The following is a 15,575-nucleotide window of genomic DNA, read 5'->3' as shown; positions in this document are numbered from 1 at the left end:
ATATGCTGGGTCTTTTACTATGAAGATAAGGATGAAAAACTCTATGCAGTTATCATTAAAAGTGGCAATGGCGTTGTCTATTCTTGCCAGTACAAACCTTTATGCTGCAACGACTTTAGTGGTTCCAGAAGACGTGAAGTTACTGGCCGTCAATATGGAGAAGCCAAAACTTGAGGGGGGACTTTTCTCTAGTGAGAAGACAATTGAGATCCCCGACGGAACTAACCAAATTGTCTTCAAATATCAACCTGCTTTTGAAACAAACGAAAACCTTAAGACAGTTTACAGTGACGTGATCATCGCTAAGTTTGATGTTGAAAATGAAAAACTAAAGTTTGAACTACCAGAGTTTAAAACTCTTCGTCAAGCGCAAAACAACATCTCACCTTTAGATTGGCAACTGCTGGACACCAAAGGTCAACCTATTGCTTTGGTCGAAGATGTATTAGAGTCAGATGGTGTTCAAATTGGTCGTAATTACCCTCAAGAATCTCGTAACTACAATATTGCTGGCGGTATCGCGAGTGTTGCCGTTAGTTATGTAACTGTGAATCAGCATCAACAATCAGTAAGTGATATCGAGCCTCGAGTTGAGAGTAGTGATACCCGTTCAACAGTCGCATCGAACGACAGCCCAATGGTTGATGTATTAAAGACGATGTACCAGAAAGCGTCTCCGGCGGAAAAAGAGGCATTTAAAAACTGGCTTGCTGAGCAGTAATCCCTTAGTTCATTAGATAGGGCTTAACTGAAAAAGTACGAATCTAAAAAGCAGGCTTTAAGCCTGCTTTTATCTTTTCTGCCGTATTAGAGAGAGATTTCTCTCCATTCACCAGGCATTAGGTCGTTAAGGACGATATCACCCATCGAATGACGGATGAGGCGCAAAGTAGGGAAGCCAATGTGTGCAGTCATGCGACGCACCTGGCGATTTCTTCCCTCAATAATGGTAATGGCTAGCCACGTTGTTGGGATATTTGCCCGAAAACGAACAGGAGGGGTTCTATCCCAGACTTGTGGTTCTGGAATCACTTCAACTTCGGCTGGTAGAGTCATACCATCTTTTAGCTCTACTCCCTTTCTCAATTTTTCAAGATCTTGCTCCTGAGGAGCGCCATCAACTTGAACCCAATAAGTCTTCGGCGATTTTGACTTTGGCTGCGTTAGCTTCGCCTGCAAGATGCCATCGTTAGTGAGTACCATCAAACCTTCGCTGTCTCGGTCCAATCGGCCAGCCGCATAGACATCTTTGATTGGGATATAGTCCGCTAACGTTTTGCGACCATCACCATCGGTAAATTGACTGAGCGTGTCGTAAGGCTTGTTGAATATAATGACTTTACGGTCTTTTGGATCCACTTTTGGCTTTTGGTTTCTTGCTGAGCGAACAGGGCGACGGTTTGTTTGAGTACGAGTCTTTGAGCTATTGCGAGCTCCTGAGTGTTTAAATCGGCCCGTTTGGGATTGATTGCGACCGCGACCTTTTTCATGACCTGTACGAGATGACATGTTAACTACCCTGCAAAAATGTAAATGAACTGTGTTTGAAAGTTTTAAGTTTTCTCATGATCGGATATGATTTGCGCGCCTAAAACTAACAAACGCGCACAGAATGATAGACTAATTCGTGTTATTTGTTTAATTATATCAGTGCACTCATGGATTCAGAGCCCAGAGCTTCAAACTACAACAAAGAGTGCGAACCGCATGTGGCGTTAGTGAGGAGACATGTACTGCTAACGTGCAGCAATGCGTCAATTAAACCAACTCAGACGCTGAGTTGATCAGCCAACAAGTTGATTAAAAAATAGGGAAATTTCATGCCTACAGAAAAACCTACAATTATCTACACCATCACTGATGAAGCGCCGGCGCTAGCAACTTATTCATTACTACCAATCATTCAATCATTCACAGCATCGTCTGGCATCAATGTAGATACTCGTGATATTTCACTAGCAGGTCGAATTATCGCTAACTTCCCAGAGCATCTAAAAGAAGAACAGCGCATTGGCGATGCGTTGACAGAGCTTGGTGAACTAGCTCAAACTCCAGAAGCAAATATCATCAAGCTACCTAACATTTCAGCTTCAGTTCCTCAGCTTAAAGCGGCGATTAAAGAGCTTCAGGCGAAAGGTTACGATTTACCAAACTACCCAGAAGAACCGAGCACGTACGAAGAGAAAGCGATTAAAGCGGCTTACGACAAAATCAAAGGTAGTGCGGTTAACCCAGTACTTCGTGAAGGTAACTCAGACCGTCGTGCTCCAACTTCGGTTAAGAACTACGCGAAGAAAAATCCACATTCAATGGGTGCGTGGTCATCAGAGTCTAAGTCTCATGTTGCGAGCATGTCAGACAATGACTTCTTTGGTAGCGAAAAGTCCACGACTATCTCTGGTGCAACAGAGGTAAAAATCGAGTTTGTTGGTAATGACGGTACAGTTAAAGAGCTCAAGTCTGCGTTCCCATTACTAGATAAAGAAGTCATTGACACTTCAGTGATGAAGAAGAAGGCGCTGGTTGAATTTTTCGAGAAAGAGATTGCTGAAGCGAAAGCACAAGACGTGCTGCTGTCTCTTCATATGAAAGCGACAATGATGAAAGTTTCTGACCCTGTCATTTTCGGCCATGCAGTAAAAGTTTACTACAAAGACGTTTTCGATAAGTACGGCAAGCTGTTTGAAGAGCTAGGCGTTGATGTAAACAATGGCATCGGTGATGTTTACTCAAAAATTGAGTCTCTACCTGAAGCGCAAAAAGCAGAAATTGAAGCGGCAATTCAAGCGGTTTACCAAACTCAACCAGAACTTGCGATGGTTGATTCTGATCGTGGTATCACCAACTTACATGTACCAAGCGACATTATTGTAGACGCTTCTATGCCAGCAATGCTTCGCTCTTCTGGTCAAATGTGGGGACCAGATGGTAAACAAAAAGACACCAAAGCGATGATACCAGATCGTAGCTACGCAGGTATTTACCAAGCGGTGATTGATTTCTGTAAAGAGCACGGCGCATTTGACCCGACCACTATGGGTAGCGTGCCTAACGTTGGCTTAATGGCTCAAAAGGCAGAAGAGTATGGTTCTCACGACAAGACATTTATTCTAGACGCAGCGGGTACTGTTCGCGTTGTTGATACTGCGGGTAACGTATTGTTAGAGCAAGCGGTTGAAGAAGGCGATATCTTCCGTATGTGTCAGGTGAAGGACGCACCAATCCAAGATTGGGTTAAACTAGCAGTGACTCGCGCACGTGCAACAGGTGTTCCAGCCGTATTCTGGCTAGACGAAAACCGTGCGCACGATGCTGAACTCATTAAGAAAGTAAATACCTACTTACCAGAGCACGATACTGACGGTCTAGAGATTAAGATCCTATCTCCTGTTGATGCTTGTAAGTACTCGCTAGAGCGTATGAAAGCGGGTTTGGATACTATCTCTGTAACGGGTAACGTTCTTCGTGACTACCTAACAGACTTGTTCCCAATTTTAGAGTTAGGCACGTCAGCTAAGATGCTATCTATCGTTCCACTGATGAATGGCGGTGGTCTATTTGAAACAGGTGCTGGTGGTTCTGCTCCTAAGCATGTTCAACAAGTAGAAAAAGAGAATCACCTTCGTTGGGATTCTTTAGGTGAGTTCTTAGCACTAGCTGCATCCCTAGAACATCTAAGTGTGGTGGCAAACAACCCGAAAGCGCAAGTTTTGGCGGATACGCTAGACAAAGCGACTGGTGAGTTTTTAGATACCAACAAGTCTCCGTCACGTAAAGTGGGCGAATTAGATAACCGCGGTAGTCATTTCTACCTCGCACTTTACTGGGCGAAAGCACTTGCCGAGCAAACAGACGATGCTGATCTCGCTGCTGAGTTTGCACCGATTGCGAAAGCGTTGTCAGAGCATGAAGAAAAAATCGTCGCTGAGCTAAACAACGCACAGGGTGTGAAAGGAGAACTGGGCGGTTACTATCTGCTAGATGATGCATTGGTTTCTAAGTTGATGCGCCCAAGCGAAACCTTTAACGCGATCATTAACAAGTAAAATAGATGAAAAGAGCACGTCGCTTTCGGCGTGTTTCTTCTTTTATCAATACTTTGTATGTGGTCTATCTGTATTTCATAAGCTACAAATAGTAAGAAACCCGCTATCTTGGCGGGTTTATTTTTCTCTTCAGAACATCAAAATGACGTTTCGAGAGCAATATTTTTATTTTTCGACAGCGCTCTAATTATTTGGCTTGACCTTCAAGAGGCACGACGCTACTCGCGTGACAGCCTTTGGGACCTTTTTCAATCTCGTATGAGACTTGTTGGCCTGCTTTCAGTGTACGATAACCGTCCATCTGGATAGTTGAGTAGTGGGCAAAGATATCTCCCTCTTCTTCATCTGAACAAATAAACCCAAATCCTTTGGCATTGTTAAACCACTTTACTGTACCTGTAGCCATGCTTTTACATCCCTCATGCATTTTTTACTGAGTTGTTACAACAACCAAGTTATACCTTTAACCTGGTACTACTATTGTCAGCGAACGCTAACAAACATCTAGTCAATGAGAAATCACATTCACCAAGCTGCTTAAAAACAAATGGATTCAAAATGACGATTTATGCATCAACACTTTCCACTGTAGTCAATGAATCCCGACAGTCAATAGCATTAAGCAACAAACAGAAACATAATTGAAAACAAATCACTTTTGAGATTAACAAATTTGCAAACAGTTTTTCGTATATACGCGGAAGTTTGGTCAATTAGCCTGCAAAGTAGTATTCACTGGAAAAACCATACTGTTCGTGTTGCTTATGATAGATGAATCCTCTAACTGAATAAAAAATGAAGTTTTCGTGATAATTACCCCATTCTCAGTTAGGAAGTGTGATCTCGGTAGAAGACTGAGAGATGTTTCGCAATAGCTCGGAGGGGGTAAAAAGAAAGTTATTTTATAAGTAAAAATGTGTAACTTATCGACAAGCATCTTTTATTTGCGCCCCCTCAAGACCTGCATTAGTCTCTATATTAGGTAGCAACTTTTATCGATCAAAGATCGAATTCGGTGCCATATCTCACTACACCGCGCTGCACGCTTGTGGTAGATTGTTTTTATAGGTCGAAAACATCAACCCTTTGATACGATATCTTTGAATTGCCATGAGTAAAAATTTTGAATGGGTCACTCCGGACTCTGATCTTCTGGAGCGAGAAAGTACGAAAGTTCAGCCACCTAAGCTGTACAATGTTGTACTAAATAATGATGACTATACACCTATGGATTTCGTCATAGAGGTACTTGAGCGATTCTTTTCACATGACATTGATAAAGCGACTCAGATCATGCTCAAGATTCACTATGAAGGAAAGGCAATCTGTGGCACATACAGTGCAGAAATTGCCGAAACAAAAGTAGCGCAAGTTACGATGTACGCAAGGGAAAATGAACATCCGCTACTTTGCACTATGGAGCAAGCGTAAACAAAGAAGACTTGCTCGAACAACCCAAGTTGTTTTTTCGGGAGGTACTTATGCTAAATAAAGAACTAGAGTCAAGCCTTAACGGTGCATTTGCTCGGGCGCGAGATAAACGCCACGAGTTTATGACTGTCGAACACCTCCTACTTGCATTATTGGAAAATGATGCAGCTAAGGAAGCCCTTTTAGCTTGTAAAGCGGATCTTGACGCTTTACGTAACGAACTCGATATATTCATCGATCAAACTACGCCTCTTATCCCAGACAGTGATGAGACGCGTGAAACCCAGCCGACTTTGAGTTTTCAACGTGTGCTACAACGCGCCGTCTTTCATGTACAGTCGTCTGGCCGCAACGAAGTAACAGGTGCAAACGTGCTTGTGGCGATCTTCAGTGAGCAAGAGTCGCATGCCGCCTACCTACTGAAGAAAAACGACATCTCCCGATTAGATATTGTTAACTTTATCTCCCATGGTATTACTAAAGCGTCAGGTGCAAGCGAAGACCCATCATCAGATTCGTTCAGTTCAGAGAGTGTCGAAGAGCCGAATTCTGAAGAACGTTTGGAAAGCTTTGCGACTAACCTTAATCAGGTCGCTAAAGATGGCAATATCGATCCACTGATTGGTCGCGATAAAGAGCTAGAGCGCACTATTCAAGTACTTTGCCGCCGCCGCAAGAATAACCCATTATTAGTGGGTGAAGCCGGGGTAGGTAAAACAGCCATCGCAGAAGGTCTTGCTTGGCGAATTGTAGAAGGGCAGGTCCCGGAAGTTATTCAAAACAGCGTGATTTACTCATTGGATATTGGTTCTCTATTGGCTGGTACTAAGTACCGTGGTGATTTTGAAAAACGCTTCAAGGCGATTTTGAAACAGCTTGAAAAAGAAGAAGATGCAATTTTGTTCATCGATGAGATACACACAATCATCGGTGCGGGTGCGGCTTCTGGTGGTCAAGTTGATGCCGCAAACCTTATCAAACCTCTACTAAGTAGCGGTAAGTTGCGTTGTATCGGCTCGACTACATACCAAGAATACAGCAACATTTTCGAGAAAGAGCGTGCGTTGTCCCGTCGCTTCCAAAAGATTGACGTTGTAGAGCCTTCTCTGGATGACACAACTAAAATCTTGATGGGCTTGAAGCCGAAGTACGAAGCACACCATGAAGTACGTTACACCAATAAAGCACTGCGTGCCGCGGTAGAACTTTCGGCGAAATACATCAATGAACGTCATTTACCAGATAAAGCCATTGATGTCATTGATGAAGCTGGCGCTCGCAGTCGTCTTGCTCCTGCAAGCCGCCGTAAGAAAACGGTTGGTGTTGCCGATATCGAAGCGATGGTTGCCAAGATGGCCCGAATCCCAGAGAAGTCGGTTTCTTCTTCAGATAAAGACATCTTGAAGAACCTAGATAGCAAGATGAAGATGTTGGTATTTGGTCAAGATAATGCGATTGATGCATTATCCGAAGCGATAAAGCTGACACGTGCAGGTTTGGGCGTGGATAACAAACCAGTTGGTTCATTCTTGTTTGCTGGCCCTACTGGGGTGGGTAAAACAGAGGTGACGGTGCAGCTGTCTAAGCTTCTAGGGATCGAGCTACTTCGTTTTGATATGTCGGAATATGGTGAGCGTCACTCCGTGAGTCGCTTAATTGGTGCTCCTCCTGGTTATGTCGGTTACGACCAAGGTGGTTTGCTGACAGACGCTGTTATCAAGCACCCACATTCAGTCGTATTGCTTGATGAGATTGAGAAAGCGCATCCAGATATCTTTAATTTGCTATTGCAAGTGATGGATAATGGTACGCTAACAGACAACAACGGTCGTAAAGCAGACTTCCGTAATGTCATCCTCGTTATGACAACCAACGCGGGTGTGGCTGAAACTGAGAAGAAATCAATTGGTTTGATTCAGCAAGACAACAGTCACGATGCGATGGCGGAAATTAAGAAGGTATTCACTCCTGAGTTCCGTAACCGTCTTGATAACATCATCTGGTTTAACAGCCTTGATGAAAGCGTTATCCATCAAGTTGTTGATAAGTTTATTGTTGAACTGCAGGTGCAACTTGATGCTCGTGGCGTATCAATGGAGGTATCGCAAGATGCACGCCATTGGTTAGCGAATAAAGGTTATGATAAGGCGATGGGTGCTCGCCCAATGGGACGCGTTATCCAAGAGCAACTTAAGAAACCTTTGGCTAATGAATTGTTGTTTGGCTCTCTAGTCGACGGCGGCACTGTGAAAGTAACACTAGTGAATGACACACTTAAATTTGAATATTTGAGTGAGAAAGAGGCAGCGATGCATTAATTGCTCCGTAGGGAAGTAAAAGCGCACGATTTTATCGTGCGCTTTTTGTTTGTCTGAACCTACTCGGAAATAAAAATCATGCAATAAAAAACGGAGCAAACTGCTCCGTTTTTTATTGCATCCGAAAATCAGAGATTAACGAGCGCGGAAGACGATGCGGCCTTTTGACAGGTCGTATGGAGTCATCTCTACAGTTACTTTGTCACCCGTTAGGATACGGATGTAGTTCTTACGCATCTTGCCAGAGATGTGAGCAGTCACAACGTGACCGTTTTCAAGTTCAACACGGAACATAGTGTTTGGTAGAGTGTCAAGGACCGTGCCTTGCATCTCGATTACGTCTTCTTTAGCCATTTAATCCTCTTTAGAAATTAGGCAATATTAGCGGGCTATATTCTGCCGCTAAATAGTAATTATGTAAAGTTGAGGCGTATTCTACCCTCGCCAACGCTGATTTACTAGCCTTTGGTGGCGTTGAAAGCGTGTTTTATAGTTCATTGCTGGACACTCATCAATCTGATAACCCAAATAAAGCCACTGTTGTTTGTTTTCTTGGCAGTATTTTATTTGATAGAGCACTGCCAAAGTGCCAAGAGATAACGGGTAGTCAGGGTCAAAAAAAGTATAAAATGCACTCGAACATTGAGTCATTACATCCGTTACCGCAATGGCGAGTAATTGATTTGACTCATCGTAAATATGCAAAAATGAAGTGGTCAACCAGCTGGTTTGGGCAAACCGATAAAATTCATCACGCTTTGGTGGGTACATAGTGCCGTTTTTATGCCGTTTGCAGATGTACCGACGGTAAAGTTCAAACCATTCCTCATCCATTTCGGGTTTCATTTCCCAACGTAAAGGCTGTGCTTTACTGAGCAGCCTCTTCTGGCTTTTTGATAGCGTCACATCCGGAATCGAGACTCGAATTGGCTGGCAAGCATTACAATGCTCACAGTGCGGTTTATATATGGTATCTCCGCTACGACGAAAGCCGTTGGCCATCAGCAGTTGATAGTTTTCTTCAGTATGTAGCCCTGCATCAAGTGCTACCGCCACACGCTCTTGCCGTTCAGGCAAGTAACTGCAAGGGTGATTATTCGTTAATCCAATTCGAATATGTTGTATATCCGTACTCATACTGAATCCTGCAAAACTTGGGGCTTATAGGTATCAAATAGTGTTTGTTTTTCTCTTAAAGATAGTAGTTTTTGCATAAACTCGTTACGCTCTAGTTCAAATGCGCCAAGTGATGCCAAGTGCGAGTTCATAACCTGACAATCGATTAATTGACCTTGCTTTGACGCCAAATGGTTGCATAAGTACCACAATGCAATTTTAGATGCGTTATCTTTTAGGCTAAACATCGACTCCCCGCAAAAAAGTTGACCAACGCAGATGCCATATAGTCCCCCAATGAGCTCGTTGTCATGCCATACTTCTACAGAGTGACAGTGACCAAGTTTAGCTAACTCAATATAAGACGCTTGCATTTCCTCGTTGAGCCAAGTTTCCTCTGCAGGACGTGTTGATGAACATAGTCTAATCACTTCTTCTGTCGCGAAATTGAGCGTTACTTTATAGTTATGTTTACGCTGAAATTTTTTGAGACTTTTAGACGGTTTAAACGCTAAGGGATCAAAAACAGCGCGTGGGGAAGGGCTCCACCATAGAATAGGTTCTCCAGGACCATACCAAGGGAAAATGCCTTGATAGTAACCATTGAGGATTCTCATGGGATCTAAGTCACCGCCAAAAGCAAGCAAACCATTGGGATCGCTGAGTGCTTTATAGGGTGAGGGAAAGTTGAACGTTTCATCGAGTTCAGTTAAATAAATAGCCATAAGAAGTCGTTACCAACATTGGAGTCAGAGGAGTTTATGATGACCTGGTTAAGAAATATCGTAAAAGTATGGCTTGGGATCATACTGTTTTTACCACTTGTCGCCAACGCAGCCTATGAAAGAAATGTTGCCAAGCCAGTTAATGAAGTAGTTTACGGGAAGATTGACTCTGTCCGTTATATTACTCAACAAGAGGTTGTTCAATCGAAAAGTAATGGTTGGAAAACGCTACTTGGTGCCACAATAGGCGGTTTAGTCGGCAATCAATTTGGTGGTGGTACTGGACGAGAAGTTGCGACGGCAGTGGGTGCACTTGCAGGTGCAGCGGTTGCACAAAATCAAAGTAATTACCAATACACGGTTGAATATAAGTTAGTTGAGCTACTCATTAAAGTGAAGGGCGACAAGCTGATTAATGTTATCCAAGATGTTGATAAAAATATGTTATTTAGTCGAGGGGATGAAGTTCGTATCTTATATTTTGATGATGGAGTCAGGGTTGATATCGCTTATTAATCCTACGTTATTTTAACCTAAGGTAGCCTAACCAGGCATGCACAGTAGGGCTGGCTTATCGTCAAATAAAGTCGAAATAGCTTGCTGTTTCGTCGCGCCTCTTTCGCTCTTATTTACATCGCTGGCAATGCCTTTAATTCTGCATCTTTAAGCTACTTGAGTATATTCATAAATTAGCGCCGATTTGCTCTGGTTTTGTCGTGTTTTTTTGGGTAGTCTGAATTCACGAAGAATTGTTTAGCTCTCATAAAAAATCGTATGTTGAGGGCACAAAGGATTATCAACTTTTAATGGAAAGCCTAACGTTACAACCTATCAATAAAATTCAAGGGGAAGTGAATCTTCCTGGCTCTAAAAGCGTTTCTAATCGAGCTCTTTTACTTGCTGCTCTTGCTAAAGGCAGAACTCGCCTTACTAACCTCCTCGACAGTGATGATATCCGTCATATGCTGAATGCGCTGACTAAACTCGGCGTTCAATACCAACTTTCCGAAGATAAAACAGAATGTCTCGTTGAAGGCCTTGGGCGTCCGTTTTCTGTCTCAGAACCGGTAGAGTTATTTCTCGGTAATGCTGGCACTGCGATGCGACCATTAGCTGCGGCTCTTTGTCTTGGAGAAGGGGAGTATGTACTGACGGGCGAACCTCGTATGAAAGAGCGTCCAATTGGTCACCTTGTCACGGCACTGAAAGATGCTGGTGCGAACGTTGAGTACATGGAAAACGAGAACTTTCCGCCTCTCAAAATAGTCGGTACTGGCCTAAAAGCAGGTACAGTTTCTATCGATGGATCCATTTCAAGTCAGTTCTTGACCGCTTTCTTAATGTCTGCGCCATTGGCTGAAGGTGAAATTCGCATCAACATCGAAGGCGAGTTGGTTTCTAAGCCTTATATCGATATCACCCTGCATATCATGAAGCAGTTTGGGGTCGATGTGATCAACAACGACTATCAAGAGTTTGTGATTCCTGCCGGTCAGCAATACATCGCTCCAGGTGATTTCTTGGTTGAAGGTGACGCGTCTTCTGCTTCTTACTTCTTGGCGGCGGCAGCCATCAAAGGCGGAGAAGTTAAAGTCACGGGTATCGGTAAAAACAGCATTCAAGGTGATATTCAATTTGCTGATGCGCTTGAAAAAATGGGTGCAGAAATTGAATGGGGTGATGACTACGTAATTTCACGTGTTGGTCAATTGAAAGGCATCGATATGGATTACAACCATATCCCTGATGCTGCAATGACCATCGCGACAACAGCGCTATTTGCCGAAGGCACTACTGCTATTCGTAACGTTTATAACTGGCGTGTAAAAGAAACAGACCGTTTGTCAGCTATGGCGACGGAATTACGTAAAGTGGGTGCGGAAGTGGAAGAAGGGGAAGACTACATCATTGTCAAACCTGTCTCTCAGTTAAAGCATGCTGCGATTGATACTTACGATGATCATCGAATGGCGATGTGTTTTTCGCTGGTGGCACTTAGTGATACGCCTGTGACGATTAACGATCCAAAGTGTACGTCGAAAACGTTCCCTGACTACTTCGACAAACTTAAGGCTTTAAGCTGCTAAATATTCTGACCTGAAACAGGAAAGCCAGAGTGAATAACACTCTGGCTTTTTTGTTTTCCGCTACTATTTAACCAGCGTAAATTCCTTGGAAAGGTGATGCGCTAAGTATTTGAACATATTGAATACTGCAGTCGTATTTGAAGTTGGTAAACCTTTGTCATCAAGGAAGTATTCACCTTTAAAAACTAAAACACCTTCTTTTTCTTCTACGCTTGTTGCTCGCATCCCTTCGATGTAATCATCGTGTTCTTGGATGATTTGGTTAGCGATCAAAAGAAGGTCGAACTCTTCGATAAACGTTCTATCAGACATACTTTTTCTACCATTCATTTCAGTTGAGAACGCTGAGTATACCTACAACTAAAATGGGTTTGCATGATTAATTCAGTCAATCGTTCACTTAGCCTAAACAGATCAATTTTTAGAGTGTAAGTATGATTAGTTGGAGGAGTATGACAGAGCCACTGAACGAAACTATTTTGTGATGCGTAACAAAATTTATTGCATTGGATTAGCGGATGCTAAGTTTGCCTGTTTAGATATGCCGCTCAATACCTTTCAGAACCCTGTCTCTTTGAAGTATAAAGACGATGAATTGTCAACCAATCGGATCTGAATTTCAAAAAAGCAGTTGATCTTCTTTTCATCTCGCACAATAGTAAAAAAAGAAGCAATGAAATAGAACATTATGCGGGTGGCCTTTAAACAAGGTTTCTACCCGCATTATTATGAAGGACGTTAGAGTCAGTTATGGGTAAATCACTCGTTATAGTGGAGTCACCAGCCAAGGCAAAGACGATAAATAAGTACCTTGGTAAAGACTTTATTGTTAAGTCTAGTGTTGGTCATGTGCGTGATCTGCCTACGGCCGGTCAAAGCACTGGTGAGAAAAAAGCCGCAGCCATCTCAACAAAAGGGATGAGTCCGGAAGAGAAAGCGCGCGTTAAAAAAGAGAAAGACCGCAAAGCGTTGATCAAAAAAATGGGGATTAACCCATATCATGACTGGGAAGCGAATTACCAAATCCTTCCAGGCAAAGAAAAAGTTGTCAACGAACTACAAAAACTCGCCAAAGACGCAGATTGCGTTTATCTCGCAACCGATTTGGACCGCGAAGGGGAAGCAATCGCATGGCACCTTCGTGAGATCATCGGTGGCGATGAAGAGCGATACAAACGTGTAGTTTTTAACGAAATTACGAAAAACGCGATCCAACAAGCTTTCCAGACACCTGGTGAGCTGAACATGGATGGTGTTAATGCCCAACAAGCGCGTCGCTTCATGGACCGTGTCGTTGGTTTTATGGTTTCACCTTTACTTTGGAAGAAAGTAGCTCGTGGTTTATCTGCTGGTCGCGTGCAGTCTGTTGCGGTGAAACTATTAGTTGAGCGTGAGCGTGAGATTAACGCGTTTGTACCAGAAGAATTCTGGGATATTCATGCGAATACGAAAACGAAAGACAAAGCTGACTTTAAACTGCTTGTTGCTCAGAAAGATGGTTCTGCGTTTAAGCCAGTTAATGAGGCAGAAACCAAAGCAGCGATGTCTGTGCTTGAGAATGCAAGTTACGAAGTATGTAAGCGTGAAGATCGCCCTACAAAGAGCAAGCCTTCAGCACCTTACATCACCTCTACGCTTCAACAGGCAGCGAGTACACGTCTGGGCTACGGCGTGAAAAAGACCATGATGCTAGCTCAGCGCCTCTATGAGGCCGGTTACATCACTTATATGCGTACGGACTCGACTAACCTAAGTGCCGAGGCTGTGGACGCTGTACGTGACTTTATTGGTTCTGAGTTTGGTGATAAGTACTTACCAGCGAAACCGCTGACGTATGGCAGTAAAGAAGGGGCACAGGAAGCGCACGAAGCGATCCGTCCTTCAAATGTGGGTGTTAAAGCGGAAGACCTGCAAGGTGTCGATGCTGATGCGCACAAACTTTACGCTTTGATTTGGAATCAGTTTGTCGCGTGTCAAATGACGCCAGCAGAATACGATTCAACAACCATCAGCGTAAAAGCAGCAGAATACACGCTTAAAGCGAAAGGCCGTATCCTTAAATTTGACGGCTGGACTCGTGTACAACGTCCAATGGGCAAAAACGAGGATACAATCCTTCCTGCGGTACAACTTGGCGATAAGCTAAGCTTAGAGTCACTTGACCCTAAACAGCACTTTACAAAGCCACCTGCGCGCTACACTGAAGCAGCACTGGTTAAAGAGCTGGAGAAACGAGGCATTGGTCGTCCGTCGACTTACGCATCGATCATTTCTACGATTCAAGATCGTGGTTACGTGAAAGTTGATCAGCGCCGTTTCTACGCTGAAAAAATGGGTGAAATTGTTACTGATCGCCTTGATGACAGCTTTAACGATTTGATGAACTACGACTTTACTGCGCGTATGGAACAGAAATTGGACCAAATCGCTGAAGGTGAAGTGAACTGGAAAGCTGTGTTAGACAACTTCTTTGCTGATTTCACTGGCGATCTTGAAAAAGCGGAATTGGATGAGTCAGAAGGCGGTATGAAGCTAAACCATATCGTCATGACGGATATCGAATGTCCGACGTGTAGCCGTCCAATGGGTATCCGTACTGCTTCGACAGGTGTGTTCTTAGGCTGTTCTGGTTACGCGTTACCACCAAAAGAGCGTTGTAAGACAACCATCAACTTGGGTGACGAAGAAGGTATTATTAACGTTTTAGAAGAAGACGTTGAAACGGCCGCGCTTCGTGCTAAAAAGCGTTGTCCGATCTGTGAAACGGCGATGGATGCGTACCTGATTGATGACAAGCGTAAGATGCATGTTTGTGGTAATAACCCGAACTGTGAAGGCTACCTTGTTGAATACGGTGAGTTCAAAGTCAAAGGCTATGATGGTCCAGTTGTTGAATGTGACAAATGTGGCTCTGATATGGTGCTTAAGAACGGTCGCTTTGGTAAATACATGGACTGTACGAGTGAAACGTGTAAGAACACTCGTAAGATTCTGAAGAATGGCGAAGTCGCGCCACCGAAAGAAGATCCTGTTCATTTCCCCGAGTTGCCTTGTGAAAACTCAGATGCGTATTTCGTACTTCGTGATGGTGCTTCAGGTCTATTTATGGCGGCAAGCAACTTCCCGAAATCGCGCGAGACACGTGCTCCTTTGGTTGCTGAACTGGCACGTTTTGAAGAGCGTTTACCTGAGAAGTTCAAATACCTAGCGACCGCACCGCAAGAAGATCCTGATGGTCGTCCTGCAGTTGTACGCTTTAGTCGCAAAACAAAAGAGAACTACGTTCGTTCGGAAGAGAACGGCAAACCATCTGGTTGGACAGCGCTCTTTGTTGAAGGTAAGTGGGAAGTCACAGATAAGCGTAAAAAAGCGAAAGCATAAAAATGCACCATTAAAGTAATGTAAAAAGGCAGCGATATCGCTGCCTTTTTTGCGTAGGGGCCTACAGTTTTCTTCTGCGCATTCTTCCTCTAATCGACCTTTCCTCACTTTAACAAGCACCATTGTCGCTAGAAAACACCAGAGTCACGATTTATTAGTAGTGAACGTATTTTTTATGTAAAAAACATTCGTCGTAACTTTCATTTTGCGTTCATATATTTGTTATATATTAAGCTCAAAAAGTCGGTGGTGTAGTGAATCCGTTCGTAAATTGTTTTCATAATGTAATCGTTTGCTTTTGCTTGTGTGATCTAGATATCGTCTTGAGTAAGCAAGAACTGTATGGAACACAGAATGGCGTATTAAAAATTGTAATTTAGAACCTGCTTAGATAATTTATTCTGTGGATACAGAAAACCACGGGTTTACCCGTGGATGAATGCCTTTGGAGGCGGTACGATGGATAAATGC

General features: G+C 43.4%; 13 protein-coding genes. 7 read left to right on the top strand and 6 right to left on the bottom strand.

Going from position 1 to position 15,575, the window contains the following annotated elements; all coding sequences use genetic code 11:
- Nucleotides 1-43 precede the first annotated feature (43 nt).
- Nucleotides 44-721, top strand: coding sequence for a DUF2057 family protein (locus tag ACWYVB_RS19615; protein WP_012841993.1), 678 nt, complete (start codon nucleotides 44-46; stop codon nucleotides 719-721).
- 86 nt (nucleotides 722-807) lie between these two features.
- Here ACWYVB_RS19615 and ACWYVB_RS19610 read toward each other — a convergent pair whose 3' ends face one another.
- The gene (locus tag ACWYVB_RS19610; RefSeq protein WP_114322518.1) at nucleotides 808-1,509 is read right to left on the bottom strand and encodes a pseudouridine synthase; all 702 of its coding nucleotides are present in this window, start codon (nucleotides 1,507-1,509) and stop codon (nucleotides 808-810) included.
- A 311-nt stretch (nucleotides 1,510-1,820) separates the two neighbouring features.
- On the opposite strand from ACWYVB_RS19610, the gene ACWYVB_RS19605 reads away from it, so the two are divergent.
- The gene (locus ACWYVB_RS19605) at nucleotides 1,821-4,046 is read left to right on the top strand and encodes an NADP-dependent isocitrate dehydrogenase (RefSeq protein WP_005390697.1); all 2,226 of its coding nucleotides are present in this window, start codon (nucleotides 1,821-1,823) and stop codon (nucleotides 4,044-4,046) included.
- 187 nt (nucleotides 4,047-4,233) lie between these two features.
- Here the strand turns inward: ACWYVB_RS19605 and cspD are convergent, their stop codons facing one another.
- Entirely contained in the window at nucleotides 4,234-4,452 is a 219-nt protein-coding gene (cspD, locus tag ACWYVB_RS19600; RefSeq protein ID WP_005378407.1) for a cold shock domain-containing protein CspD, read from the bottom strand.
- Between the two features lie 704 nt (nucleotides 4,453-5,156).
- On the opposite strand from cspD, the gene clpS reads away from it, so the two are divergent.
- Together clpS and clpA are read left to right on the top strand one after the other, a co-directional pair.
- Complete coding sequence (gene clpS, locus ACWYVB_RS19595) at nucleotides 5,157-5,477, top strand: ATP-dependent Clp protease adapter ClpS (protein ID WP_031780157.1); 321 nt, start codon at nucleotides 5,157-5,159, stop codon at nucleotides 5,475-5,477.
- Between the two features lie 50 nt (nucleotides 5,478-5,527).
- Nucleotides 5,528-7,795, top strand: a complete 2,268-nt coding sequence (gene clpA, locus ACWYVB_RS19590) for an ATP-dependent Clp protease ATP-binding subunit ClpA (RefSeq protein ID WP_005390700.1) — start codon at nucleotides 5,528-5,530, stop codon at nucleotides 7,793-7,795.
- A 135-nt stretch (nucleotides 7,796-7,930) separates the two neighbouring features.
- Here clpA and infA read toward each other — a convergent pair whose 3' ends face one another.
- The 3 genes from infA to aat form a co-directional block, all read right to left on the bottom strand.
- Complete coding sequence (gene infA / locus ACWYVB_RS19585) at nucleotides 7,931-8,149, bottom strand: translation initiation factor IF-1 (RefSeq protein WP_001040192.1); 219 nt, start codon at nucleotides 8,147-8,149, stop codon at nucleotides 7,931-7,933.
- An 81-nt stretch (nucleotides 8,150-8,230) separates the two neighbouring features.
- Complete coding sequence (locus ACWYVB_RS19580) at nucleotides 8,231-8,932, bottom strand: arginyltransferase (protein WP_457529840.1); 702 nt, start codon at nucleotides 8,930-8,932, stop codon at nucleotides 8,231-8,233.
- Nucleotides 8,929-9,636: a leucyl/phenylalanyl-tRNA--protein transferase gene (gene aat / locus ACWYVB_RS19575; protein WP_104971465.1), complete on the bottom strand. Its 708-nt coding sequence runs from the start codon at nucleotides 9,634-9,636 to the stop codon at nucleotides 8,929-8,931. The genes ACWYVB_RS19580 and aat overlap by 4 nt, the downstream gene beginning before the upstream one ends.
- A 39-nt stretch (nucleotides 9,637-9,675) precedes the next feature.
- Here aat and ACWYVB_RS19570 point away from each other — a divergent pair, with 39 nt between their 5' ends.
- Together ACWYVB_RS19570 and aroA are read left to right on the top strand one after the other, a co-directional pair.
- Nucleotides 9,676-10,152, top strand: coding sequence for an outer membrane lipoprotein (locus ACWYVB_RS19570; protein ID WP_395186955.1), 477 nt, complete (start codon nucleotides 9,676-9,678; stop codon nucleotides 10,150-10,152).
- A gap of 290 nt (nucleotides 10,153-10,442) precedes the next feature.
- Complete coding sequence (aroA, locus tag ACWYVB_RS19565; protein ID WP_046874732.1) at nucleotides 10,443-11,723, top strand: 3-phosphoshikimate 1-carboxyvinyltransferase; 1,281 nt, start codon at nucleotides 10,443-10,445, stop codon at nucleotides 11,721-11,723.
- Between the two features lie 63 nt (nucleotides 11,724-11,786).
- Here aroA and ACWYVB_RS19560 read toward each other — a convergent pair whose 3' ends face one another.
- Nucleotides 11,787-12,035 (bottom strand): YciN family protein, encoded by a 249-nt coding sequence (locus ACWYVB_RS19560; protein ID WP_005387884.1) that lies wholly within the window; start codon nucleotides 12,033-12,035, stop codon nucleotides 11,787-11,789.
- A 438-nt stretch (nucleotides 12,036-12,473) separates the two neighbouring features.
- Between ACWYVB_RS19560 and topA the strand changes: the two genes are divergently transcribed.
- The gene (gene topA, locus ACWYVB_RS19555) at nucleotides 12,474-15,104 is read left to right on the top strand and encodes a type I DNA topoisomerase (RefSeq protein ID WP_005390711.1); all 2,631 of its coding nucleotides are present in this window, start codon (nucleotides 12,474-12,476) and stop codon (nucleotides 15,102-15,104) included.
- The last annotated feature ends 471 nt before the right edge of the window (nucleotides 15,105-15,575 follow it).

This window comes from Vibrio sp. JZG10, from assembly GCF_054064075.1.
The sequence above is the reverse complement of the archived record's forward strand: the minus strand, read 5'-3'. Positions and strand labels throughout refer to the sequence as shown.

Bases quoted from the DNA above. Each gene is read 5' to 3' on its own strand.
- clpS (WP_031780157.1), top strand. From the start codon at position 5,157: ATGAGTAAAAATTTTGAATGGGTCACTCCGGACTCTGATCTTCTGGAG.
- cspD (WP_005378407.1), bottom strand. From the start codon at position 4,452: ATGGCTACAGGTACAGTAAAGTGGTTTAACAATGCCAAAGGATTTGGG.
- aroA (WP_046874732.1), top strand. From the start codon at position 10,443: ATGGAAAGCCTAACGTTACAACCTATCAATAAAATTCAAGGGGAAGTG.
- topA (WP_005390711.1), top strand. From the start codon at position 12,474: ATGGGTAAATCACTCGTTATAGTGGAGTCACCAGCCAAGGCAAAGACG.
- ACWYVB_RS19560 (WP_005387884.1), bottom strand. From the start codon at position 12,035: ATGTCTGATAGAACGTTTATCGAAGAGTTCGACCTTCTTTTGATCGCT.
- ACWYVB_RS19615 (WP_012841993.1), top strand. From the start codon at position 44: ATGCAGTTATCATTAAAAGTGGCAATGGCGTTGTCTATTCTTGCCAGT.
- ACWYVB_RS19570 (WP_395186955.1), top strand. From the start codon at position 9,676: ATGACCTGGTTAAGAAATATCGTAAAAGTATGGCTTGGGATCATACTG.
- aat (WP_104971465.1), bottom strand. From the start codon at position 9,636: ATGGCTATTTATTTAACTGAACTCGATGAAACGTTCAACTTTCCCTCA.
- ACWYVB_RS19605 (WP_005390697.1), top strand. From the start codon at position 1,821: ATGCCTACAGAAAAACCTACAATTATCTACACCATCACTGATGAAGCG.
- infA (WP_001040192.1), bottom strand. From the start codon at position 8,149: ATGGCTAAAGAAGACGTAATCGAGATGCAAGGCACGGTCCTTGACACT.
- ACWYVB_RS19610 (WP_114322518.1), bottom strand. From the start codon at position 1,509: ATGTCATCTCGTACAGGTCATGAAAAAGGTCGCGGTCGCAATCAATCC.
- clpA (WP_005390700.1), top strand. From the start codon at position 5,528: ATGCTAAATAAAGAACTAGAGTCAAGCCTTAACGGTGCATTTGCTCGG.
- ACWYVB_RS19580 (WP_457529840.1), bottom strand. From the start codon at position 8,932: ATGAGTACGGATATACAACATATTCGAATTGGATTAACGAATAATCAC.